We start from the raw sequence: 23455 nt of genomic DNA, 5'->3' as shown, positions 1-23455 counted from the left end.
TTTAGCCAAGGCTATATTCCCCCGCCAGGCAAAAATAGAGATCGCAACGGTCACAATTTTACAGATGTACACATAAAGCAGAATGTGGCTCCGCTAATGCGGAGCCAAAAGAGAGGTTACTGCGCGGCAGGTGCAGATTGTGCAGGTGCTGGCTGGGCAGGCTGAGAAGCATTGCCCGCCTGCGGTTGCAGTTCAAACACCACGTCAACCTGATCGTCAAACTGGATCGTTGGTTGTTCGTAGGTCTCCTGAGCCGATGCCGTTGCTGCGTCCGCCTTCATCATCCGCACCATTGGGGTCGGCTGATAGTTAGAGACGTGGTAGCGCACGCTGTATACTGGACCCAGCGTGGCTTTAAAGCCCGCTGCAAGCTGCCCGGCCTGACGCACCGCGTCATCGATTGCCGCTTTACGCGCCTTGTCTTTATAGGCTTCCGGTTGCGCAACGCCCAGCGTAACCGCACGGATCTCATTCAGCCCTGCCTTCAGCGCGCCATCCAGCAGCGAGTTAAGCTTATCCAGCTCGCGCAGCGTTACCTCTACCGTACGCACCGCCCGGTAACCTTTCAAAATGCTTTTGCCATTCTGGTAGTCATAGTCCGGTTGGGTACGCAGGTTAGCGGAGTTGATGTCCTTCTTCGCTACGCCGTTCTGCTCAAGGAAGCTCAGGTATTGCGCAACGCGATCGTCGGCCTGCTTCTTCGCCGATGCGGCATCTTTTGCTGCAACATTCACTTCAATCGCCAGAGTGGCGATATCCGGCACGGCATCAACGCTCGCCGTACCTGAGGTGACAATATGCGGGCCGTTTGGCAGCTCATTTGCCTGAACCGACAGCGCACCTAATCCAACTAATGCCGCAAGGGCCATCACTTTGAACTTCACCGTAGCTTCTCCTTGTCTGAATATTCGCCGCGGACGCGGACGTTTGGCTGCAAGCTTAACGTTTCCGGCCCGGTTGTCCATCGGACTTAACCTGATAACGCTGCTCTACAGCACCTGCAAATGATGAATACCTTCCTTCGCCAGCTGAAACGCAATAAACCACATGATCACGCCGACGACAACGTTAATAATACGTTGCGCCTTAGCGGTACGCAGCCGTGGCGCAAGCCAGGCTGCCAACAGCGCCAGGCCAAAAAACCAGATAAACGAGGCGCTGATCGTCCCGAGCGCAAACCAGCGCTTCGGCTCTGCCGCCAGCTGCCCACCCAGACTACCGAGCACCACAAAGGTGTCGAGATAGACATGAGGGTTGAGCCAGGTCACGGCCAGCATGGTCACGATAATTCGCCAGCGTCCCTGTTTTAACACTTCCGCATTAGCCAGCTCAAGCTGCTGGCTAAACGCCGTTTTCAATGCACCAAAGCCGTACCAGAGCAGAAACGCTACGCCGCCCCAGGTGACCAGCGCCATGAGCCACGGCGACTGCATCAGCACCGCGCTGCCTCCAAAAATCCCGGCACAAATCAGAATAAGATCGCTGAGAGCGCACAGCCCGGCTACCATCAGCGGATATTGACGGCGAATGCCTTGATTCATTACAAACGCGTTTTGCGGACCCAGCGGCAAAATCATCGCCGCACCTAAAGCAAGCCCTTGAAAATAATAACTTAACACTGTAACTGCCTCTACCCGATCGTTAATGGTGGAGACTATACCGTGCGCTTATTATAAGCGGAAATTTAAAATTCTAATCAGTAATCAGCAATGCTAATAAGAAGCAGGGCCAGCAATGCTGGCCCTGAGAAGATTACTGCTGCTCGGCTTGAATCGCTTTTTCGCGCTTGAGATGCACGTCCATCTGCGGATAGGGGAAGCCAATACCGTGGGCATCGAAGGTCTTCTTGATGCGCTCCAGCACGTCCCAGTAGACCGCTTGCAGATCGCCGCTGTTGCTCCAGGTACGGATCACAAAGTTGACCGAAGACGCGCCCAACTCGTTCATGCGTACGGTCATCTCGCGATCCTTAAGGATGCGATCGTCAGACTCGATAATCTCGGTCAGCAGCTTTCTTACCAGATCGATATCCGCATCGTAGTCGACGCCGATGATGAACTCGTTACGGCGCACCGGCTCGCGGGAGAAGTTAATGATGTTGCCGGCAATAATCTTGCCGTTAGGGATCACAATGTAGCGGCCATCGGCTGAACGCATGGTAGTAGAGAAGATCTGCACATGCTGAACGGTACCCGCTACGCCACCTAAATCCACATACTCACCGGCACGGAACGGACGGAAGGTGACCAGCAGCACGCCTGCGGCAAGGTTGGAGAGCGAGCCCTGAAGCGCAAGGCCAATGGCCAGACCCGCGGCGCCCAGCACAGCAATGACCGATGCGGTCTGCACCCCTACCCGTCCGAGCGCGGCGATCAGGGTAAAGGCAATAATGCCATAGCGCACCAGCGCAGAGAGAAAATCAGCTACCGTGGCATCAATATGGCGAGCCACCATCAGCCGGTTGATACCGTTAGAAATGACCCGGGCAATGACCATCCCGATAATGAGGATGACAATCGCAGCAACGATGTTGACGGCATAGCTCAGCAGCAGCGCCTGGTTGCGCACCAGCCAGCCGCCGGCGTTATTTATGCTACCCAGCACATTAAGATCTTCCATTCACTGTTCCTTATGCTTACCTAAACGGATTGAAACTCACGTAAAACGTGAAGCGGGTCAGCAAAGCGTAAACAAAAAACGACACCTATGCCAAACCCTAACCGCAACGGTCGCACAAAACACCCGCAATATCGGCAATTTTTCAGACTGTGTTTATCGATACGGGCAAAAAAAATGGCCCCCCGTAGGGAGCCACTCTCTTTTACACGCTTTAAATTACAGAACGTCGATTGCGTTCAGCTCTTTAAATGCCTGCTCCAGACGCGTCACCATGCTGGCCTGTGCGGCACGCAGCCATACGCGCGGATCGTAGTATTTCTTGTTCGGCTGATCTTCACCTTTCGGGTTGCCCAGCTGAGACTGCAGGTAAGCTTCGTTCTCTTTGTAATACTTCAGGATACCTTCCCAGTTAGCCCACTGAGTATCGGTATCGATGTTCATTTTGATTACGCCGTAGCTTACGGAATCTTTGATCTCCTGAGCGGAAGAGCCGGAACCGCCGTGGAACACGAAGTTCAGGCTGTTGTGCGGCAGGTTATGTTTCTTAGAAACATACTCCTGAGAGTCGCGCAGGATGGTCGGGGTCAGCTTAACGTTACCCGGTTTGTACACGCCGTGTACGTTACCGAAGGAAGCGGCGATGGTGAAGCGCGGGCTGATCGCGTTCAGCTTGGTGTACGCGTAGTCAACGTCTTCTGGCTGGGTGTAGAGTGCAGATGCGTCCATATGGCTGTTGTCCACGCCATCTTCTTCACCGCCGGTGCAGCCCAGTTCAATCTCCAGAGTCATGCCCAGCTTGGACATACGCTCCAGGTATTTAGAGCAGATCTCGATGTTCTCTTCCAGTGACTCTTCAGAGAGGTCAATCATGTGGGAGGAGAACAGCGGTTTACCGGTAGCGGCAAAGTGCTTTTCACCTGCATCCAGCAGACCGTCGATCCACGGCAGCAGTTTCTTCGCGCAGTGGTCAGTGTGCAGGATCACCGGCACGCCGTAGTGCTCAGCCATCTGGTGAACGTGATGGGCACCAGAGATAGCACCCAGGATAGCGGCCTGCTGGCCTTCGCCTTTAAAGCCTTTACCGGCGATAAATGCAGCACCACCGTTAGAGAACTGAACGATAACCGGCGCTTTTACCTTCGCTGCGGTTTCCAGAACGGCGTTGATAGAGTCGGTACCCACGCAGTTAACGGCTGGCAGAGCAAAGTTGTTCTCTTTAGCTACCTGGAATACTTTCTGAACGTCATCACCGGTGATCACGCCTGGTTTTACGAAATCAAAAATTTTAGACATGTTGTAAATCCTGTATTTACAGAAAACGGGTCTGAAATCAGGCGGAGCGAGCCGCCTGCTCAGGCATTACTTCTTAGCGCGCTCTTCGAGCATCGCTACGGCTGGCAGCACTTTGCCTTCCACGAATTCAAGGAACGCGCCGCCACCGGTGGAGATGTAGGAAATTTTGTCAGCGATGCCGAACAGGTCGATCGCCGCCAGGGTATCACCGCCACCTGCGATAGAGAACGCTTCGCTGTCAGCGATAGCGTTAGCCACGATCTCAGTACCTTTACGGAAGTTCGGGAACTCAAAAACGCCTACCGGGCCGTTCCACAGAATAGTTTTGGCGTTTTTCAGGATTTCAGCCAGTTTCTCAGCGGAAACATCGCCCAGATCCAGAATCTGCTCTTCATCTTTGATGTCGTTAACAGATTTCAGGGTCGCGGTCGCGGTTTCGGAGAATTCAGTGGCAACGCGGACATCGGTCGGGACCGGAATATCGCAGGTCTGCAGCAGGCGTTTCGCTTCGTCCACCAGGTCGGCTTCGTACAGGGATTTGCCCACGTTGTGGCCCTGAGCGGCAACGAAGGTGTTGGCGATGCCGCCACCGACGATCAGCTGGTCAGCGATTTTTGACAGGGAGTCAAGCACGGTCAGCTTGGTGGAGACTTTAGAGCCGCCAACGATAGCCACCATCGGGCGAGCCGGCTCTTTCAGCGCTTTACCCAGCGCCTCAAGTTCGTCTGCCAGCAGCGGGCCTGCGCACGCAACATCAGCAAACTTGCCCACGCCGTGGGTAGAAGCCTGCGCGCGGTGAGCGGTACCGAATGCATCCATCACGAAGACGTCGCACAGGGCGGCATATTTTTTCGCCAGGGTTTCGTCGTCTTTCTTCTCGCCTTTGTTGAAGCGAACGTTTTCCAGCACGACCAGCTCACCTTCAGCGACTTCCACGCCGTCCAGGTACTCTTTCACCAGACGTACCGGGTTGGAGAGTTTATCTTTCAGGTAGTTAACAACCGGCAGCAGAGAGAATTCTTCGTTGTACTCGCCTTCGGTCGGACGACCCAGGTGAGAGGTGACCATCACTTTTGCACCCTGTTTCAGGGCCAGTTCGATAGTCGGCAGGGAGGCACGAATACGCGCATCGCTAGTTACTTTACCATCTTTAACCGGTACGTTCAGATCCGCACGGATAAAAACGCGTTTACCAGCTAGATCCAGATCGGTCATCTTAATTACAGACATGGTGAATCCTCTCGTTGATTCTTAAAGTTTTGCAGACGCAAGAAACGTCCTACCTAAAACCTTTAGCGGCCATCGCTAACGTCGTGTCGAGCATTCGGTTAGCGAAACCCCATTCGTTATCACACCAGACCAGCGTTTTGATCAGATGTGCACCGCTGACCCGCGTCTGTGTGCCATCAACAATGGCGCTGTGCGGATCGTGGTTAAAATCAGTTGAGACCAACGGTAATTCCGTATAGTCAACTATACCATGAAATGCTTCCTGTGACGCCTTTTGCAGCAAGTGGTTGACTTGGTAGGCATTTACCGGACTGTTTACCGTTACGCTGAGGTCGATTGCCGTCACATTGATTGTCGGTACGCGTACGGCAATGGCTTCAAATTTATCGTTAAATTTAGGAAAGAAGCGCGTAATACCTGCCGCAAGCTTGGTATCCACCGGAATGATTGACTGGCTAGCCGCGCGCGTGCGTCGCAGGTCCGGGTGATAAGCGTCGATCACCTGCTGATCGTGCATCGCCGAGTGGATGGTGGTGACCGTACCCGACTCAATGCCAAAAGCGTCATCAAGCAGCTTGATTACCGGAATGATGCAGTTGGTGGTACAGGAGGCGTTAGAGACAAGGCGGTCGTCCGGACGCAGATCGTCCTGATTGACGCCAAAGACCACGGTGGCATCGAGATCGCTGCTGCCCGGATGGGAAAAGAGGACCTTCTTCGCACCGGCGGCCAGATGCGCCTCGCCGTGCTGACGATTGCCGTAGACGCCGGTGCAGTCCAGCACGACATCGACCGCCAGCTCGCGCCAGGGCAGCGCCTCGATAGTGGGCTCGTGCAGAAGACGGATCGCGTCATGGCCGACAAACAGCTGTCCGCCCTCGTGATGAACACGCTGGCTAAAGCGGCCGTGGCTGGTGTCATACTTCAACAGATGCGCAATGCCTGCGTCGTCCGCCAGCTCGTTGATGGCCACTACGGCGATCTCCGCCCGGCGTCCGGATTCATACAAAGCACGAACCACGTTACGCCCGATGCGACCGAAGCCATTTATCGCAATGCGTAGGGTCATAAGTCTCCTGCAAAGCTATCCCTGAGTCGATGGCTGACAGAGTAATGCAGCGGCATAGTCAGGGAAACCTCGCCTGTCACAAACTGTGACTAAATGGTTAAATGTCGAACAGAATTTCGACTGAAACGCTTCAGCTAGAGTAAGCGAAACGCGGAATAAAGGGAATGTGTCGCCGTGGCGTTAAGCCAGTTATCTGATCTGCATCACACTTTATCGCAAACCTGCGGCAGAATTATTCCATTGCCAGGATCCGTATTCCTTTATACGCAAATCTGCCATCGGCCGCGGCCTTTTCCTGATATACATCATTAAACCCGATCGCTGTCGCTCTTATCATCGTTGCCACTTCGGCGTTAACGAGGCCTATGATCATGACCCCCGGCATTCCTCAATCCGGCGCACGCTTCTATGCTCTGCGTCTGCTCCCCGGCGACGAGCTGCTCGCTGCCCTGCGTGCGTTTACCCAGCGTCACGCCCTGCAGGCCGCCTGGATTGCCGGCTGCACCGGCAGCCTGACGGACGTTGCGCTGCGCTTCGCCGCGCGCGATGAGACGACATATTTAAGTGGCACCTTTGAGGTCATCTCTCTTGGCGGCACGCTGGAGCGGGCAGGTGAGCATCTGCACCTCAGCGTGGCCGATGAGCATGGCGCAATGACCGGCGGGCACGTGATGCCTGGCTGTACCGTACGCACCACGCTTGAAGTGGTGATTGGCGAGCTGACCACGCTTGCTTTTAGCCGCCAGCCCTGCCCCGTTTCCGGCTATGACGAGCTGGTCATTAACCCGCGCTAATTTTCCTAACCCAACGAGGTCGCTATGGCACGTCGCCAACTCGCCAGCCAGACGCTGGCACTGATTGTTATCTCCATCGCCATCAATATGATTGGAGGCCAGCTGATTAGCCTGCTAAAGCTGCCAATTTTCCTCGACTCCATCGGCACGCTGATTAGCGCCGTACTGCTGGGGCCGTTTATCGGTATGCTTACCGGCCTGCTGACCAACCTGCTCTGGGGACTGCTCACCGATCCGATTGCCGCTGCCTTTGCCCCGGTGGCGATGGTGATTGGGCTGGTGGCCGGCTGGCTGGCACGGTTGGGCTGGTTCCGCACTCTGCCGAAGGTGATCGTCAGCGGCGTCATCATTACGCTCGCGGTCACGGTGGTGGCCGTACCGATCCGCACCGCGCTGTTCGGCGGCGTGACCGGCAGCGGAGCCGATCTCTTTGTCGCCTGGATGCACTCGATGGGCCAGGATCTCCTTGAGTCAGTCGCGATTACCGTTCTGGGGGCCAACCTGGTGGATAAGATCCTCACGGCGATCGTGGTCTGGCTCCTGCTGCGCCAGCTGCCCTTACGTACCACGCGCCACTTCCCCACTATGGCCGCCGTACGTTAGATGCACCCCTTTACATCGCTTACGCTGTGGGGCCTCGCCGCATTCTCTACGCTGCTGATACCCGCAGGTACACCGCTCACCGCCTGGAGCGCAGCCGCCTTTGCCAGCCTGCTGATTTTTCGCGCCACCCGCAGGCGGGCGCGCTATGTCGGCTGGCTAATGCTCTCCCTGGGAGCGGGACTCTGGCTGGTGCATGGCGGCTGGCTGGCTGAATGGCTTAGCGGCCAGCCCCGCAACCCTCAGCGCTGGATGCAGGCCATTACGCTATGGCTGCGTATTCTGGCAATCGTCTCGACCGCCCAGCTCTGGATGCACTGTGTGCCGGTACCACAGTTTATTCGTGCCCTGTTTGCCAGCCGCCTGCCGCCGGGCCTCGCCTACCTGCTTTCTGGACCGCTATTGATCGTCGAGCAGCTTAAGCACCGTTTAGGCAGTATTCATGAAGCCCAGCGAGCTCGGGGCGTGCCGCTGGATGGGCGCTGGTATCAGCGGCTGCGGGCGATCCCGGCCCTGGTGCTGCCCCTGACGCAGGGCGCGCTTAACGATCTCGCCGTACGCGGCGCGGCGCTGGATATGCGGGCCTTTCGCCTGCATCGTACCCGCACCACGCTATGGGCACCGAAGGACAGCGCATTTCAACGCGCCGTACGCTACGGCATGGTAGCGCTGATCGTCGCGGAGGCAGGCGTATGGCTATGGTTACGTTAGAGAACTTCGCCTATCAGCCGTTGCACGCCAGCGCGTCCCCGCAGAGGACGTTCAATTTTCATTACCCTTTCCCCGGCGTAGTGGCGATTATCGGCGGCAACGGCAGCGGGAAAAGCACCCTGGCGCAGCTGATGGCGGGCTGGTACCCGGATTTTCTTCCCGGCACCGTTAGCGGCTCCGGCAGCCTGCTTGGGCAGCCCATCGGCACGCTTTCCCTCGCGGCGCAGGCGCAGACCATTCAGCTGGTGCAGCAGTCGCCCTATCTCCAGCTCTCGGGCTGCACCTTCAGCGTGGAGGAGGAGATAGCCTTCGGGCCGGAAAACCTCTGTCTGAACGAGGAGACGATCCTTGCCCGCATTGACGCAGCGTTGACCCTGACCGACTGCCAGCCGCTGCGCCACCGTCACCCGGCGACGCTCTCCGGTGGCGAGACGCAACGCGTGGTGATTGCCTGCGCGCTGGCAATGCAGCCCAAAATTCTGCTGCTGGATGAGGCCTTCAGCCGCCTGACGCCTCAGGCCACGCAGCAGATGCTCGAACGCCTCGCCGCCTGGGCCACGGCGCAGCAGGCGCTAATCGTGCTATTTGAGCGCAGGCTGGAGCCGGTGCGCCATCTCTGCCAGCAGGCCTGGCAGCTCACGACGGAGGGGTTGAAGCCGCTATGCTAAGAGTAGAAAACGTCGATTTTCGCTGGCCGAAGGCGGAACAGCGCTGTCTACACGAACTGTCGCTACACCTGAGGCCAGGCGAGTTTGTGGCGTTGATTGGCGATAACGGCGCGGGGAAATCGACGCTGCTGCGCATTATGGCCGGGCTGCTTGCCCCTGATGCGGGAAGCGTCACTGTGCAGAGCCATGCGCTGTCGCGCCTTAAGGCACAGGAGCGTGCAAAGCTTATCGGCGTGCTGTTTCAGGAGGCGGAAAATCAGATCGTGCAGAGCGAGGTCTTCGCCGAAGTGGCGTATGGCCTGCGGTTGCAGAAGCTGCCCAAGAATGAGATCCAACGAAGAGTCGAAGAGGCGCTAACGCTGTGCCAGCTTGAGGAGGTAGCCGAGGCGCATCCGCTCGATCTCCACGTTGCCCAGCGCCGAATGGTCGCTGTGGCAAGCCTGGAGGCGCTGTCGCCGCCGCTGCTGCTGCTTGATGAACCCAGCCGCGATTTTGACGATCGCTGGCTGGGTATATTTGAAAGCTGGCTGGCACGTTGCCGCCAGCGTGGCACCACGGTGCTCGCCATCAGCCATGACTACGCTTTTATCCGCCGCAACTTTCCGCGGATCGTTCGTCTGGCCGACGGCCGTATTGCCGAAGACAACGTTAGCCTGTTGTAAACCGTAGGCCCGCTAAGCGCAGCGCCAGCGGGCGTTTTGCCGGGCGGCACTGCGTTTGCCCGGCCTGGGTCTGACTTACAGCAGCGCTTTCGCCTTGGCTACCACGTTTTCCACGGTGAAGCCGAACTCTTCGAACAGCTGCTCTGCCGGGGCAGATTCACCGAAGGTGGTCATCCCGACGATAGCGCCGTTCAGGCCGGTGTACTTGAACCAGAAGTCGGCGATACCCGCTTCGATGGCCACGCGTGCCGTGACCGCTTTCGGCAGCACGGACTCGCGGTACGCCGCATCCTGCTTGTCGAACGCATCAGTAGACGGCATAGAAACTACACGCGCCTTCACGCCTTCGGCAGTCAGCTGCTCCCATGCGGCAACAGCCAGCTCTACTTCAGAACCGGTGGCGATGAAAATCAGCTGCGGCTGACCGTCGCTGTCCTTCAGCACATAGCCGCCGCGGGCGATGTCCGCCAGCTGCTGCTCGGTACGCGCCTGCTGAGCCAGGTTCTGGCGAGAGAGGATCAGCGCGGTCGGGCCGTCCTGACGCTCAACGCCATACTTCCACGCTACCGCGGATTCAACCTGGTCACACGGACGCCAGGTGCTCATGTTCGGGGTCAGGCGCAGGGAAGCCACCTGCTCTACCGGCTGGTGGGTCGGGCCATCTTCGCCCAGACCGATAGAGTCATGGGTGTAGACCAGTACCTGACGCTGCTTCATCAGCGCAGCCATACGCACCGCGTTACGGGCATATTCTACAAACATCAGGAAGGTGGAGGTGTACGGCAGGAAACCACCGTGCAGGGCGATGCCGTTGGCGATGGCGGTCATGCCGAACTCGCGCACGCCGTAGTGGATGTAGTTCCCGGCTGCATCTTCGTTGATGGCTTTAGAGCCAGACCAGATGGTCAGGTTAGACGGAGCCAGGTCAGCGGAGCCGCCGAGGAATTCTGGCAGCAGCGGGCCGAAGGCTTCGATAGCATTCTGAGACGCTTTACGGCTGGCGATTTTGGCCGGGTTCGCCTGCAGCTTAGCAATGAACTCATTCGCTTTCGCATCGAAGTCAGCCGGCATCTCACCGCTCATACGGCGGGTGAACTCGGCCGCGTCCTGCGGGAAGGCGTTGGCGTAGGCAGCGAACTTCTCGTTCCAGGCGTTCTCTTTCGCCGTGCCCACTTCTTTCGCATCCCACTGGGCGTAGATGTCAGATGGGATAACAAACGGCTCGTGTTTCCAGCCCAGCTGTTCGCGGGTCAGAACGATTTCCGCGTCGCCCAGCGGCGCGCCGTGAGAGTCATGAGTGCCGGCTTTGTTCGGAGAGCCGAAGCCGATCACGGTTTTGCACATCAGCAGGGACGGTTTGTCGGTAACGGACTGGGCTTCCTCAACCGCGCGCTTAATCGCGTCGGCGTCGTGACCGTCCACGCCGCGCACCACATGCCAGCCGTAGGCTTCGAAGCGGGCTGCGGTATCATCGGTAAACCAGCCTTCAACGTGGCCGTCGATGGAGATACCGTTGTCGTCATAGAACGCCACCAGCTTGCCGAGCTTCAGGGTGCCTGCCAGAGAGCACACTTCGTGAGAGATGCCTTCCATCATGCAGCCGTCGCCCATGAACGCATAGGTGAAGTGATCAACGATATCGTGGCCAGGACGGTTGAACTGTGCGGCCAGGGTCTTCTCGGCAATCGCCATGCCCACGGCGTTGGCAATGCCCTGCCCCAGCGGACCGGTGGTGGTCTCAACGCCGGCGGTGTATCCCACTTCCGGGTGGCCAGGCGTTTTGGAGTGCAGCTGACGGAAGTTTTTCAGCTCTTCGATCGGCAGGTCGTAGCCGGAGAGGTGCAGCAGGCTATAGATCAGCATTGAGCCGTGGCCGTTGGAGAGCACAAAACGGTCGCGGTTGGCCCAGGCCGGGTTGGCCGGGTTGTGGTTCAGGAAATCACGCCACAGGACTTCGGCGATGTCTGCCATACCCATCGGGGCACCCGGGTGACCGGATTTGGCTTTCTGTACCGCGTCCATGCTCAGCGCACGAATAGCATTGGCAAGCTCTTTACGTGAGGACATTTTGACTCCAGATCGGACTGTTAAAGGCCATGCCCGTAGCGACTTGACTACAGCGCAATATGGGCTACGCCGGAAAAAAGTGTCAACAATGTAACCCAAGCGGCTAGCCATGTACATGGACCATCCTTTTGCCACTTCAGAAATCTCTGGAAGCCGCTCGCAGGTTGCGCAAACACTCGCCCACGGCTTGTCATTTTCTTTATACTCAGGGAAGGTTCCCGCCTCCCTGCGCCGGGAAGACCATTAAAATTATCAATATATTGATGCGGAAGATAACCAATGAAAATTCGGCAAGCATTGCTCGCTCTGGGTGTGGCAGCGGCGTTAACCGGCTGTCAGAACATGGATTCAAACGGTTTATTAAGCTCGGGCGCTGAGGCATTCCAGGCCTACTCACTTTCGGATGCTCAGGTAAAAGCGCTAAGCGACGAATCCTGTAAAGAGCTGGACAGCAAAGCCACGCTTGCGCCTGCCAACAGCCCCTATCGCCAGCGACTGGATAAGATCGCCTCTGCGCTGGGCGACAACATCAACGGCCAGCCGGTGAACTACAACGTCTACATCACCAAAGACGTTAACGCCTTTGCAATGGCCAACGGCTGCATCCGCGTCTACAGCGGGCTGATGGATATGATGAATGACAACGAGGTCGAAGCAGTTATCGGTCACGAAATGGGCCACGTTGCGCTCGGCCACGTGAAGCGCGGTATGCAGGTTGCGTTGGGTACCAACGCCGTACGCGTTGCCGCCGCCTCAGCGGGTGGCGTGGTGGGTAGCCTCTCTCAATCGCAGCTCGGCGATCTTGGCGAGAAGCTGGTAAACGCCCAGTTCTCCCAGCGTCAGGAGGCAGAAGCGGATGACTACTCCTACGATCTGCTGCGCAAGCGCGGCATCAATCCGTCAGGCTTAGCCACCAGCTTCGAGAAGCTGGCTCAGCAGGAAGCGGGTCGTCAAAGCTCAATGTTTGACGATCACCCGGCCTCCGAGGCCCGCGCGCAGCATATCCGCGAGCGCATGGAAGCGGACGGGCTTAAGTAACCCTATCACATGGCGCCGGGTGGCGGCTTCGCCTGACCCGGCCTACATGGTTTATGCTTCTTTCTTAGCGGCCTGAATATAGAGCATCTCCAGCGCCAGGGTCGCTGCGGCCAGTGCGGTGATGTCCGACTGGTCGTACGCCGGGGCGACTTCCACCAGATCCATCCCCACGATATTCAGATCTTTCAGGCCGCGCACCAGCTTAATCGCGCGATCGGAGGTCAGACCGCCAATGACTGGCGTACCGGTCCCTGGCGCAAAAGCCGGATCCAGGCAGTCAATATCAAAGGTCAGATAGACCGGCATATCGCCGACGATCTGCTTCACCTGAGCGATGATGTCATCAACGCTACGATCGTTCACCTGGCAGGCGTCCAGCACCGTAAAGCCGTTGTCTTTATCGAACTCGGTACGGATCCCGATCTGCACCGAGTGGTGCGGATCGATCAGGCCTTCCTTCGGCGCGGTATAGAACATGGTGCCGTGATCGAACTCGCAGCCGTTGGAGTAGGTGTCGGTGTGAGCATCGAAGTGCACCAGCGCCATCTTGCCGAAGTGCTTGGCGTGCGCGCGCAGCAGCGGCAGCGTGACAAAGTGGTCCCCGCCAAAGGAGAGCATACGCTTACCGGCCGCCAGCAGACGCTCGGCGTGGGCCTGCAGCTTCTCGCTCATCTCACGGGCGTCGCCAAAGGCGTAGACCAGGTCACCGCAGTCCACCACGTTCAGGCGCTCGCGCATGTCGAAGTTCCACGGGAAGCGGCAGTGCTCCCACGCCAGGTTGGTAGAGATCTGACGGATAGCGCCCGGGCCCTGACGGCTACCGGAGCGTCCGGACGTCGCCATATCAAACGGCACACCGGTAATAACCCAGTCAGCATCGCTGTCGTACGGCTGGAAGTTCAGCGGCAGGCGTAAAAAACCAAATGCGTTAGATACCAGAGAGTTATCGTATTGATGACCTAAGGTGCTCATGGCTATGACCTCTTTTTCGTCGATAAAAAAACCCCTCCGCGTCGTTAGCCCGACGAGGAAGGGTTTGAATGGGGTGACTGCTTGTCTGAAGCGGATTATCGCCGTTAATCTGTACGGGTTCAAGTAAGTCCAAAATAATCTGCCCATTACCCCTGCGTTTACGGCTGTATCGACGATTATAGTCCACGCAGACGGGTAATGAGCGGCCCGGCCTCCTCTATCAGCGTTTGCCTCGACGGTTGGCAGAGGCACTCCAGCGAGACGGCGTGGTCATAGCCAGCGCGTTTTAACGCCCGGTAGATATCATCCACCGGAAGATGTCCATACCCTGGAAACGCGCGGTTGGAGTCGGCGAAGTGGACGTGCCTGAGGCGCGATCCCAGGGTAGCAATCGCCTCAGTAAAGTCGCGATCTTCTATGTTGGCGTGGAAAATGTCCCACAGCACGCCAACGTTTTCCGGCGCATCGCTGAGGGTTAAAAATACCATCATATCCTCTGCGCTGTGCAGGTGGGCCATTTCGTACCGGTTAAGCGCTTCTATTATCAGCGTTACCCCACACCGTCTGGCCTGCTCAACGCAGGGCTGCATCGCCTCGGCCAGCTCATGCATATACTGCGTTTTGCTTAAGGTACGATCCGTCGCCCGCAGCGAGCCAATGGTGACGTGGCTCGACAGCTGGGCGGCAACATCAATATGCTCAGAGAGGCGCTGCCGGGTGCGCTCAACAATCGCCCTGCCGCTGGAGAGCAGCGACAGACCATCAAGCTTGCGGGCCTGGCCGGTCGCGATGGTTGTACAGCCCAGTCCGTAGTGATCCAGACGCTGTTTCAGCCTCGCCACATCTATCTCTTCGTAATCATTAATACAGAGTTCGGCGGCGTCGAAACCGCTCTGCGCCAGCCATGCCAGCCCCTGTTCAAGCTCGTTCGCCGTAAAAGGCGAGAAGAGCGTGTCATACCGGCATGTTAGCGTTGCGCTAAACCTGATCATACGTTCACCCCGATAGCGTGACCGGAACGTGGGGTTCCGGTCCGGTATGTTATTTCACAGCCTTACTTAAAATACGTCCGGCATTGCGCGAGAACTGCGCCGCCGCCTCCTTTACCGTCAGCTTACCGTGGTCAATATTCTCAATGGTGTTACGCCACAGCTCTACAAATTTCGGGTTATCAAAATAGGGCGAGGTGGGAATGGCATGGGGCAGCGCCAGAGACGATTTAATTCCCGCTACGGTGATATTGTCCTCCTGAATAACACCCTCCTCACTCAGCTGCTGATAAGCTTTTTTGCTTAGCGGCGTCCCGCGCTCCAGCCCCATCGCCTTAACGCCTTGCGGATCGTTCATCAGGAAGTCGATCAGCTTCGCAGCCTCCGCCGGGTGCTTCGTCGATTTACCGATGCTGAACATCATCGTCGGTTTAAAAAACAGTCCGGCATCTTTGGCCCCCGGCAGCATAAAGAACGGCCCCAGCTCCAGCTTGTCGTAAGGCGCGGTCAGGTTGTTTTCATACATGACGGCGTTGGTATTCCACATATAGACGCCGCCCCACTTGCCCTGGATCCAGGGCTTCATTTCCCAGGTATTGGTTTTGCCGTACGAGGTCAGCACCCGCATGGAGGGGAAGACGTGGTTATCTACCAGATCCTTATAGATCTGGAAGAAGGCCTCCCACTGCTGCGGGGTGTAGGTGAATTTTCCCGTGCTCTCGTCGATGGCCGGGATGTTGTACTTCTGCACCATCCACGACTGCACCAGCGTCAGCGACTCCATGTAGTCGAGAACCAGCGGATATTTCTCTTTATCTTTTGCCTCGAACGCTTTTCCGGCCGCCATCAGCTCCGTCCAGCTCTGCGGATAGCTGACGCCCATCTCTTCCCATAGCTTTTTGTTGTAGTAGAAGCTGCGGGCGGTCACCGCCACCGGCAGGCCGTTCAGCTTGCCGTCTACCGTGGTGCTGCTGAGCGACTGCGGATCGTACTGCTGAAGATCGAGCACCGCTTTCTGCTTATAAAGATCGTAAAAACCGTTGCCGTCCTTTGAGAAGAGCGGTAGCCAGTTCCAGTTGGTCTGGATCACATCCGGCTCGTTTCCTCCGGCGATCTGCACCGTCAGGCGGGACAGGTAGCCTTCCCAACCGGCGTACTCCGCTTTCACCTTGATATCGGGATACGTCTCTTCAAACAGTTTTATGGCCTCCAGCGTGGCCTGGTGGCGGCTATTACCGCCCCACCATGAGATACGGATCTCCGCGGCCTGGGCAGCCGTCAGACAGGCGCACGCCAGCAAAAACGACGCGGCAACGGGGGCGATAAGCTTATGCATGGGAAGCTCCTTGTTTAAGCGTGGATCTGGCGTAAAACGTCTTCAGGGATTTCCGCCAGGTAGAGCGCTGGCTTGCCGTCTTTATCGGTGCTGAACAGAACCGCTTTCTCGTCGGGGGTAAACGACGGATGCGGATGCGTCACCTGGCGGTCGCCGTCCAATACCTGCCATGACGAGCCGTGGCGGGCAATTTTGTGAGCCTGCTTATTTTTTAAATCAAAGAGCCAGAGCCAGGGATCGCTGGTGTCGCCGTAGCCCGCGTTATCAGCGATATCAATGGGCACCCCGGAGCCGTCCCCGACCGCCAGCGATCCGCTGTCGTTGCTCATGACGTGCGAGCAGGGCGGCATCGCCATCAGGCGCTCATCTTTACCGGTCTCGCCGTCGATGCGGCAGAGATAGCGCACGGGACTGTTTTTGACATAGGTGACATACATCAGGGCTGAGCCATCCGGCACCCAGAACTCATGGGTATAGCTCTCTCCCGGCGCGGGCTCCCGGGCCTTGCGGATGTTGCTGCCATCCTCATTCATCAGCCACATGCGGGCATCGACGCGATCGAGCGGCCCCTCGTGGCAGAAGGCCACGGTGTTATCATCGAACGGCCGGTAGATGGGATGCCCGAGCCACTGGTTCTCCTCCAGCAGCGTCTCTCGCTCCCCGCTGCGCAGATCGATGCGGATCACCCGGCAGCGCGGTGCTTCAGCATAGAACTCCTGAAAGACGGTCCAGTCGCTGATGGGCCGCCAGCTGTCACGATGGATCTCTACCCCAACCAGCTTGTCGCAGGCGGAGTTCGCCACCCAGGTACCGTACCCTACCCACTCATCGGGAACGCGGTATACCGCCTCTTCCTGAAGCGTCTCCAGGGTGACGCGCATTAAATTACGCTCGCCTTTAACGTAATAGAGATAATTTTCATCGGGAGATAAAAAGCCGCCAAAAGTATTATCCCCTGCCCCTTCGGTTATTTGCGTGGCAATGCCAGTAGCCAGGTCGAGTAAATAGTAATTACGATGGGTATCAAATTCACCGGCAAAAATAAGTTTTTTGCCGCCGTCAATAAAACACTTTTGATAAAAGTAGTTGCGGTGGCAAATAACATCCGTTGGCGTAAAACGAGTTACCTTTGCACCGGTGTCTTCATCAATATAGCGCTCGTAGTTCAGTTGCAGCGTTGTACCTTTAGCCATACCTTCCTCTCATTGATACGCAATCAGCCTGGCCGCCTTCGAGCAGGCTCACACTTTCCGTTCTATCCAGGTCATGATGTTTGACCTTTCACCGCGTCGCCTCTAGCATTCCCGCTCAACGTTGGCTGCGGGACAGGCGTAATGACAACAGCGAAGCCTTATCTGTTAATGGAAATTAACTCCCCTGAAATATGGCGCTGGTCCTGTTTAGAGAAAACCGTAGATATGGCGCTACGCTATGGCTTTCAGGGTCTCATTATTCATCAGCAGTCATTATTAGCCCGTCTGGCCGCGCCGTCGCCGCGCTGTCATAGCGCCGAGTTAATTAACCTGACGCTGGCCCAGGAAAACGCCCTTATTTATCTGCAAAAAGTCGGGGAGTATTTGCAGCGGCGCGGTTTACAGTTTTGGTTGCAGGGTGAAGCAACCCCTGACAGCCATGAATTAAAGGCAAAGTTCCCGGAGTTCTTTCTCTCTGAAAATAGCGCCAGCGAGTTTATTGACTATTTCTTTCAGCACAGCATTCCGCAGATCCTTGCCGCGCTGCCTGGCGTACGCGGCCTGCGTCTCTCGCTATCGACTCCCGACGTCAGCAGTGAGCGCTGGAAAACGTCATTAAAAATCTTGTACCAAGGCATCCGCCAGCTGGGGCGTCAGCTGATCCTGCGCGACTATCAGGACAAAAGCTGGCCCCGGCAGATGCTGCGCGTCGCGCTGGAGGCGCTCCCTGATGATGTCCGCGCCTCTATTAAGGCGACCGAACTTGATTACCGCCCGGGCTTTGCCAACAACCCCAACCTGCTTAACATCCATAGCAACCGAAAGTGGCTTGAGCTGGATCTCTGGGGCCCGGAGTATGGCTGGACCCTGTTGCCCTGCTATCTGCTGGAAGAGATCCAGCAGCGCCTCGCCTGGCTGAGCCAGCACGCCGACAGCGCGCCCGAGGCCATTACCGTACGCATTGACTGGGAGTGGCTACCCGATCTGGCGCTATCCGATTCGCTCAATGAGCTTAATCTGTTCGGACTGTCCCGCCTGGTGAATGAGCCGGATCTCTCTCCCCGCCAGATTGTGAGCCACTGGCTGCAGCAGCGTGCTTTGACATCTGTCTCTTCCCACGATCTCAGCGCGATTGGCGATATTATCGCTGCCAGCCATGAGTGGAGCTGTAAGACACCGACTCTGCTAGGTCGCGTCTTGCAGAGCCACAGTCGCCCTCCAACGGATTTTGCCCATGCCCTGCACCTGCTTCATCTCGATACCCGCAGCGCCAACTGGACGCAGTCCTTTCAGCCTCTGATGCCCAGCGACGATCCCGACCTGGGATATCAGCAGCGGCAGCTGATTGAGCTGGAGACACAGCGCAGCCGCTTTCTTGCCGACTACATGTACAGCCGCTCGCTTAAGCTGCTGCCCGACTGCCCGCTGGCGGATGAAACCCGACAGGCGATGAGTGGCAGCGTTGTCCGGGCGCTGAAGTACACTCAAATCTACAGCGCGTTTACCCAGGCGCTCACGCTCAAGCTCTGGCTGCGTAAATATGGTGAGCAGGCAGATATCCGCTCTCAGCTTAATGCCGCTCTGCAAGCGTTCAGCCGGCAGAACCGGGAGCTTGCGGCGTGGTTTGAGCAGCATGGCGCACAGCACCCGCTTGCCTTCGAAACGCTGCTCAACCCGCAGCGCATCGCTACTTTAATTACCAGCCTGCAGCACGATTAAGCGATGGTCTAAGCATGGCGGTACCACAGCGGGAAGTAAATTGTCGGGGCTGGCAGAAAGAGGCCCGTAAGCCGGAGAACGCGAGAAAAAGCGAAGGCGATCACGACCCGGTAAGATTTCAGGTGATACTGCTCACACTCTGATATCAGGGTTTTGTGATCTTAAAGAGAAAAAAAACAGGAGATGCCCGGCAGCGCAATGGCCGCCGGGCGAACACGATTACTCGTCTTCGAGGTAGGTATAGCCGTAAAGCCCGGCTTCGAACTCTTCGAGGAACTGCTGCTGCAGCGCGTCGTCCAGCCCGGTCTGCTTCACCTGATCGCGGAAATGGGTCAGCAGCGTGTTCGGATCCAGCTGCACGTACTCCAGCATATCCGCTACCGTATCCCCTTCGTCGGAGAGCTCCACCTCAACGCTGCCGTCCGGGAAGACAAAGACGTCAACCGCTTCGGTATCGCCAAACAGGTTGTGCATGTTGCCGAGGATCTCCTGGTACGCGCCCACCATAAAGAAGCCCAGCAGCGGCGGGTTGTCAGGATCGTACTCCGGCATCGGCATCGTCGTCGCGATCCCATCGCCGTCCACGTAGTGATCGATGGCGCCGTCGGAGTCGCAGGTGATGTCCAGCAGCACCGCACGACGCTCCGGGATCTGATCCAGCCCTTCCAGCGGCAGCACCGGGAAGAGCTGATCGATACCCCACGCATCCGGCATCGACTGGAACAGCGAGAAGTTGACGTACATTTTGTCCGCCATCCGCTCCTGCAGCTCATCGATAATCGGACGGTGCGCGCGGTTGCTCGGATCCAGCTGCTTCTGCACCTCGTGACACATGTTCAGGTAGAGCTGCTCTGCCCACGCGCGCTCCTGCAGGCTGAACGCGCCGGAGGAGTAGCCGATATGGATATCGTGCAGATCCATCTGGCTGTCGTGCAGCCACTCGCGCAGCGAGCGCCGGGTACCCGGCTCGTGCATCTCCTGCCAGGTCTCCCACATGCTTTGCAGGGCGCGTGGCGCATTCTCAGCAGGCGGCGTCGCTTCGGTATATTCGTTGCGCTCCACGCCGATAATGTTCGATACCAGCACGGTATGGTGCGCGGTCACGGCGCGGCCGGACTCGGTGATCACCGTCGGGTGCGGCAGGCCGTGCTCTTCGCAGGCGTCGCCAATGGCCCAGATGATATTGTTGGCATACTCGTTCAGGCCGTAGTTGACCGAGCAGTCAGACTGAGAGCGTGTGCCCTCGTAGTCCACGCCCAGGCCGCCGCCCACGTCAAAGCACTCGATATTCACGCCCAGCTTGTGCAGCTCAACGTAGAAACGGGCCGATTCACGCACGCCGGTGGCGATATCGCGAATGTTGGCCATCTGCGAACCGAGGTGGAAGTGCAGAAGCTGGATGCTGTCGAGGCGTCCGCGCTCGCGGAGGATCTCCACCAGCTGCAGCACCTGCGTTGCCGCCAGGCCGAATTTTGATTTTTCGCCGCCGGAGGACTGCCACTTGCCGGAGCCCTGGGACGCCAGACGCGCACGCACGCCGAGACGCGGCACGACGTTCAGACGCTCTGCCTCTTCCAGCACGATGGCGACTTCAGACATCTTCTCGATAACCAGATAGACCTTGTGGCCCATCTTTTCACCGATCAGCGCCAGGCGAATATACTCCCGGTCTTTATAGCCGTTACAGACGATGACGCTGCGGGTCATGCCCGCGTGCGCCAGGACCGCCATCAGCTCAGCCTTCGAACCGGCCTCCAGCCCCAGCGGCTCGCCGGAGTGGATCAGGGATTCAATGACGCGGCGGTGCTGGTTAACCTTGATCGGGTAGACCAGAAAGTAGTTGCCGTTATAGCCGTAGGACTCCCGGGCACGCTTGAACGCAGCGTTAATGGAGCGCAGACGGTGCTGCAGGATCTGCGGAAAGCAGAACAGCGCAGGCAGACGTTGCCCCTGGGCCTCGCGGGCCTTTACCAGCTGAGCGAGGTCAACGCGCGCTTCCGGTACGTCAGGATCGGGGCAGACGGTAATGTGGCCCAGTTCGTTGACGTCGTAGTAGTTATTGCCCCACCAGGCAATATTGTATGTGCGCAGCATTTTACTGGCTTCCTGGGAGCTCATCGCTACCTCCTGCATGGAACGTAGTACACCCTGTTCGCCCGCTGACGAAGGCGAAACCGAAGAGATGTCGTCAGACATAGCGAACCTCAAATTGTATTAGTAAGTGTAAAACAGTTGACTACTATCGCGATTAGGAATGGCGATAACAACCCATAAACAGCCCGGTTATCCAGCGTATTATGCTGAAGCGTGGGCCGTGCGACCGGTTTCTGGTTCATATCATTGTAAAACACGTATCCGAACTCTGTATGACAAGGTTCGGCGAAACCACGAGAAAACTCCTGAATTAACAAGAGCGCCCTTGTTCAGTTGTCACCAGGCGTAACCGGCCCTGGAGTCCTGAGAAGCGCCGAAATGGGTATAACATCGGCAGGTTTGCAGAGTAGATTTGCGGGTAGCGGGAAATGCGTGCACGCCAGAACGGCGCGGCAGATTTAGCGGTAAACAACGGTTCATTATTGGGTATCACCTCCACACCAACCAGCTGGTTGGCGACAAGTCCAGGCACAAAGACACTGTTTAACCCGGCTGGAAGTGGCGACACGGTGTTGTTACCGTGCGCTTTTATACCCCTGGCTGTGGCCAGGCATACAAGCCGCGTGCGGCGTTTTATACCGATAACCGGGTTAAAAAGCAAAATAAAAAAGCCCGTTTTGCCGTGCGGGTAGAGAAAGTTACATCCTGAATTTCACTCATAGTGCGATGAATATCAAAAAATGCTGGAAACGGGGTCAAGAAGTGACCTAAAATAGCCGTCCAGATGTTAATCCATCCATACCGATTAACCCTCAGACCTCCTGTGCCCTCTACCTGCACGCCTGGTTAAGGCCTATACAGGCACTGCGTCTGAGCTAACAAAATTTCCCCCAGGGTGAAGAGAACATGGCAAAACACCTTTTTACGTCCGAGTCAGTTTCCGAAGGGCATCCTGACAAAATTGCTGACCAGATCTCCGATGCGGTGCTGGATGCAATCCTTGAGCAGGATCCGAAAGCACGCGTGGCGTGTGAAACCTACGTTAAAACCGGCATGGTTTTAGTCGGCGGTGAGATCACCACCAGCGCATGGGTCGATATCGAAGAGATCACCCGTAACACCGTGCGTGAAATTGGCTATGTCCATTCGGATATGGGCTTTGACGCGAACTCCTGTGCGGTACTCAGCGCTATCGGTAAACAGTCTCCGGATATCAACCAGGGTGTTGACCGTGCCGATCCGCTGGAGCAGGGTGCGGGCGACCAGGGCCTGATGTTTGGCTATGCCACTAACGAAACCGACGTGCTGATGCCGGCGCCGATCACCTACGCCCACCGTCTGGTGCAGCGCCAGGCTGAAGTGCGTAAAAACGGTACCCTGCCGTGGCTGCGCCCGGACGCAAAAAGTCAGGTAACCTTCCAGTACGACGCAGGCAAGATCGTCGGTATCGACGCGGTGGTGCTCTCTACCCAGCACGCTGAAGATATCGACCAGAAATCCCTGCAGGAAGGGGTGATGGAAGAGATCATCAAGCCGATCCTGCCAGCAGAGTGGCTGAACAGCTCGACCAAATTCTTTATCAACCCGACCGGCCGCTTTGTTATCGGTGGCCCAATGGGCGACTGCGGCCTGACCGGCCGTAAAATCATTGTTGATACCTACGGCGGCATGGCCCGTCACGGCGGCGGTGCCTTCTCCGGTAAAGACCCATCCAAGGTTGACCGCTCTGCGGCCTATGCGGCGCGCTACGTAGCGAAAAACATCGTTGCTGCTGGCCTGGCCGACCGCTGTGAAATTCAGGTCTCCTACGCCATCGGCGTGGCCGAGCCGACCTCTATCATGGTGGAAACCTTCGGTACCGAGAAGATCGCGACTGAGCAGCTGACGCTGCTGGTCCGCGAGTTCTTCGACCTGCGTCCGTATGGCCTGATCCAGATGCTGGATCTGCTGCACCCAATCTACAAAGAGACTGCCGCTTACGGTCACTTTGGTCGCGAACACTTCCCGTGGGAAAAGACCGACAAAGCGGATGTACTGCGCGAAGCCGCTGGCCTGAAATAAGCCAGACGCGCCTCCTCTCCTCCAGGCCAGCCTCGCGCTGGCCTTTTTTATACCCCTTTATTGATAACGATTACACGCACTCATCGCGGGTCCATTTAGCCAATTTAGGCAAAATGCTGTTCGCGGCGTGTTTGTTACATAATATTTCGGTATAGTCTGACTCCCTTTACACAAGATTACGCTACTATTCATTAACTCTATGATTTGTCTTGTTACTTTCTGGTGACAATCTCTGAGCCTGGTGTAACCGATTACACTGATGTGATTAGGTTCACATCTTTTTACGCAGCTCTAACCTAACCTTTATACCGTTAAAATTGATAACCCAACTGGAGGGCAG

Annotated in this window: 21 protein-coding genes; 8 read left to right on the top strand and 13 right to left on the bottom strand. The window is 57.1% G+C overall.

Annotated elements, in window-relative coordinates; genetic code table 11:
- Positions 1 to 116: 116 nt before the first annotated feature.
- From RTX96_RS13555 to epd, 6 genes are all read right to left on the bottom strand, one after another.
- Positions 117 to 884: an oxidative stress defense protein gene (locus tag RTX96_RS13555; protein ID WP_312671355.1), complete on the bottom strand. Its 768-nt coding sequence runs from the start codon at positions 882 to 884 to the stop codon at positions 117 to 119.
- Positions 885 to 989: 105 nt separating this feature from the next.
- Positions 990 to 1619 (bottom strand): arginine exporter ArgO, encoded by a 630-nt coding sequence (argO, locus tag RTX96_RS13550; RefSeq protein WP_103818433.1) that lies wholly within the window; start codon positions 1617 to 1619, stop codon positions 990 to 992.
- 133 nt (positions 1620 to 1752) lie between these two features.
- On the bottom strand, positions 1753 to 2619 hold the full coding sequence (locus RTX96_RS13545; RefSeq protein WP_103818434.1) for a small-conductance mechanosensitive channel MscS: 867 nt from the start codon (positions 2617 to 2619) through the stop codon (positions 1753 to 1755).
- Positions 2620 to 2835: 216 nt separating this feature from the next.
- The gene (fbaA, locus tag RTX96_RS13540; protein ID WP_103818435.1) at positions 2836 to 3912 is read right to left on the bottom strand and encodes a class II fructose-bisphosphate aldolase; all 1077 of its coding nucleotides are present in this window, start codon (positions 3910 to 3912) and stop codon (positions 2836 to 2838) included.
- A gap of 66 nt (positions 3913 to 3978) precedes the next feature.
- On the bottom strand, positions 3979 to 5142 hold the full coding sequence (gene pgk / locus RTX96_RS13535) for a phosphoglycerate kinase (protein WP_103818436.1): 1164 nt from the start codon (positions 5140 to 5142) through the stop codon (positions 3979 to 3981).
- Positions 5143 to 5191: 49 nt separating this feature from the next.
- A complete protein-coding gene (gene epd / locus RTX96_RS13530) occupies positions 5192 to 6211 on the bottom strand; it encodes an erythrose-4-phosphate dehydrogenase (protein WP_312671354.1) in 1020 nt (339 codons plus the stop codon).
- 371 nt (positions 6212 to 6582) lie between these two features.
- Between epd and RTX96_RS13525 the strand changes: the two genes are divergently transcribed.
- The 5 genes from RTX96_RS13525 to RTX96_RS13505 are packed head-to-tail and all read left to right on the top strand — an operon-like array spanning position 6583 to position 9646.
- A complete protein-coding gene (locus RTX96_RS13525) occupies positions 6583 to 7005 on the top strand; it encodes a PPC domain-containing DNA-binding protein (protein ID WP_103818438.1) in 423 nt (140 codons plus the stop codon).
- Between the two features lie 24 nt (positions 7006 to 7029).
- Positions 7030 to 7608, top strand: a complete 579-nt coding sequence (locus tag RTX96_RS13520; protein ID WP_312671353.1) for an ECF transporter S component — start codon at positions 7030 to 7032, stop codon at positions 7606 to 7608.
- The gene (locus tag RTX96_RS13515) at positions 7609 to 8316 is read left to right on the top strand and encodes an energy-coupling factor transporter transmembrane component T (protein WP_312671352.1); all 708 of its coding nucleotides are present in this window, start codon (positions 7609 to 7611) and stop codon (positions 8314 to 8316) included.
- Positions 8304 to 8984, top strand: coding sequence for an ATP-binding cassette domain-containing protein (locus RTX96_RS13510; RefSeq protein WP_312671351.1), 681 nt, complete (start codon positions 8304 to 8306; stop codon positions 8982 to 8984). Before RTX96_RS13515 ends, RTX96_RS13510 begins: the two co-directional genes overlap by 13 nt.
- Positions 8978 to 9646 (top strand): ATP-binding cassette domain-containing protein, encoded by a 669-nt coding sequence (locus tag RTX96_RS13505; RefSeq protein ID WP_312671350.1) that lies wholly within the window; start codon positions 8978 to 8980, stop codon positions 9644 to 9646. Before RTX96_RS13510 ends, RTX96_RS13505 begins: the two co-directional genes overlap by 7 nt.
- A 75-nt stretch (positions 9647 to 9721) precedes the next feature.
- Here the strand turns inward: RTX96_RS13505 and tkt are convergent, their stop codons facing one another.
- On the bottom strand, positions 9722 to 11713 hold the full coding sequence (gene tkt, locus RTX96_RS13500) for a transketolase (protein ID WP_103818443.1): 1992 nt from the start codon (positions 11711 to 11713) through the stop codon (positions 9722 to 9724).
- Positions 11714 to 11992: 279 nt separating this feature from the next.
- Here tkt and RTX96_RS13495 point away from each other — a divergent pair, with 279 nt between their 5' ends.
- Positions 11993 to 12751 carry a M48 family metallopeptidase gene (locus RTX96_RS13495; protein WP_103818444.1) on the top strand — a complete coding sequence of 253 codons (759 nt, stop codon included), beginning with the start codon at positions 11993 to 11995 and terminating at the stop codon, positions 12749 to 12751.
- 51 nt (positions 12752 to 12802) lie between these two features.
- Here the strand turns inward: RTX96_RS13495 and speB are convergent, their stop codons facing one another.
- From speB to RTX96_RS13475, 4 genes are all read right to left on the bottom strand, one after another.
- Positions 12803 to 13723: an agmatinase gene (gene speB, locus RTX96_RS13490; protein WP_103818445.1), complete on the bottom strand. Its 921-nt coding sequence runs from the start codon at positions 13721 to 13723 to the stop codon at positions 12803 to 12805.
- A 176-nt stretch (positions 13724 to 13899) separates the two neighbouring features.
- Complete coding sequence (locus tag RTX96_RS13485; RefSeq protein WP_312671349.1) at positions 13900 to 14715, bottom strand: sugar phosphate isomerase/epimerase family protein; 816 nt, start codon at positions 14713 to 14715, stop codon at positions 13900 to 13902.
- Between the two features lie 49 nt (positions 14716 to 14764).
- On the bottom strand, positions 14765 to 16048 hold the full coding sequence (locus RTX96_RS13480) for an ABC transporter substrate-binding protein (RefSeq protein WP_103818447.1): 1284 nt from the start codon (positions 16046 to 16048) through the stop codon (positions 14765 to 14767).
- Positions 16049 to 16062: 14 nt separating this feature from the next.
- Positions 16063 to 17241, bottom strand: coding sequence for an oligogalacturonate lyase family protein (locus tag RTX96_RS13475; RefSeq protein ID WP_312671348.1), 1179 nt, complete (start codon positions 17239 to 17241; stop codon positions 16063 to 16065).
- 141 nt (positions 17242 to 17382) lie between these two features.
- On the opposite strand from RTX96_RS13475, the gene RTX96_RS13470 reads away from it, so the two are divergent.
- Positions 17383 to 18960, top strand: coding sequence for a hypothetical protein (locus RTX96_RS13470; protein WP_312671347.1), 1578 nt, complete (start codon positions 17383 to 17385; stop codon positions 18958 to 18960).
- A 219-nt stretch (positions 18961 to 19179) separates the two neighbouring features.
- Here RTX96_RS13470 and speA read toward each other — a convergent pair whose 3' ends face one another.
- Together speA and yqgB are read right to left on the bottom strand one after the other, a co-directional pair.
- Complete coding sequence (gene speA / locus RTX96_RS13465) at positions 19180 to 21156, bottom strand: biosynthetic arginine decarboxylase (protein ID WP_103818450.1); 1977 nt, start codon at positions 21154 to 21156, stop codon at positions 19180 to 19182.
- A gap of 8 nt (positions 21157 to 21164) precedes the next feature.
- On the bottom strand, positions 21165 to 21296 hold the full coding sequence (yqgB, locus tag RTX96_RS13460; protein ID WP_131405990.1) for an acid stress response protein YqgB: 132 nt from the start codon (positions 21294 to 21296) through the stop codon (positions 21165 to 21167).
- 664 nt (positions 21297 to 21960) lie between these two features.
- Between yqgB and metK the strand changes: the two genes are divergently transcribed.
- Complete coding sequence (metK, locus tag RTX96_RS13455) at positions 21961 to 23115, top strand: methionine adenosyltransferase (protein ID WP_103818452.1); 1155 nt, start codon at positions 21961 to 21963, stop codon at positions 23113 to 23115.
- The last annotated feature ends 340 nt before the right edge of the window (positions 23116 to 23455 follow it).

Source organism: Pseudescherichia sp., assembly GCF_032052675.1.
GTDB lineage: Bacteria > Pseudomonadota > Gammaproteobacteria > Enterobacterales > Enterobacteriaceae > Pseudescherichia.
This window is presented reverse-complemented; position numbering and strand designations above follow the sequence as displayed.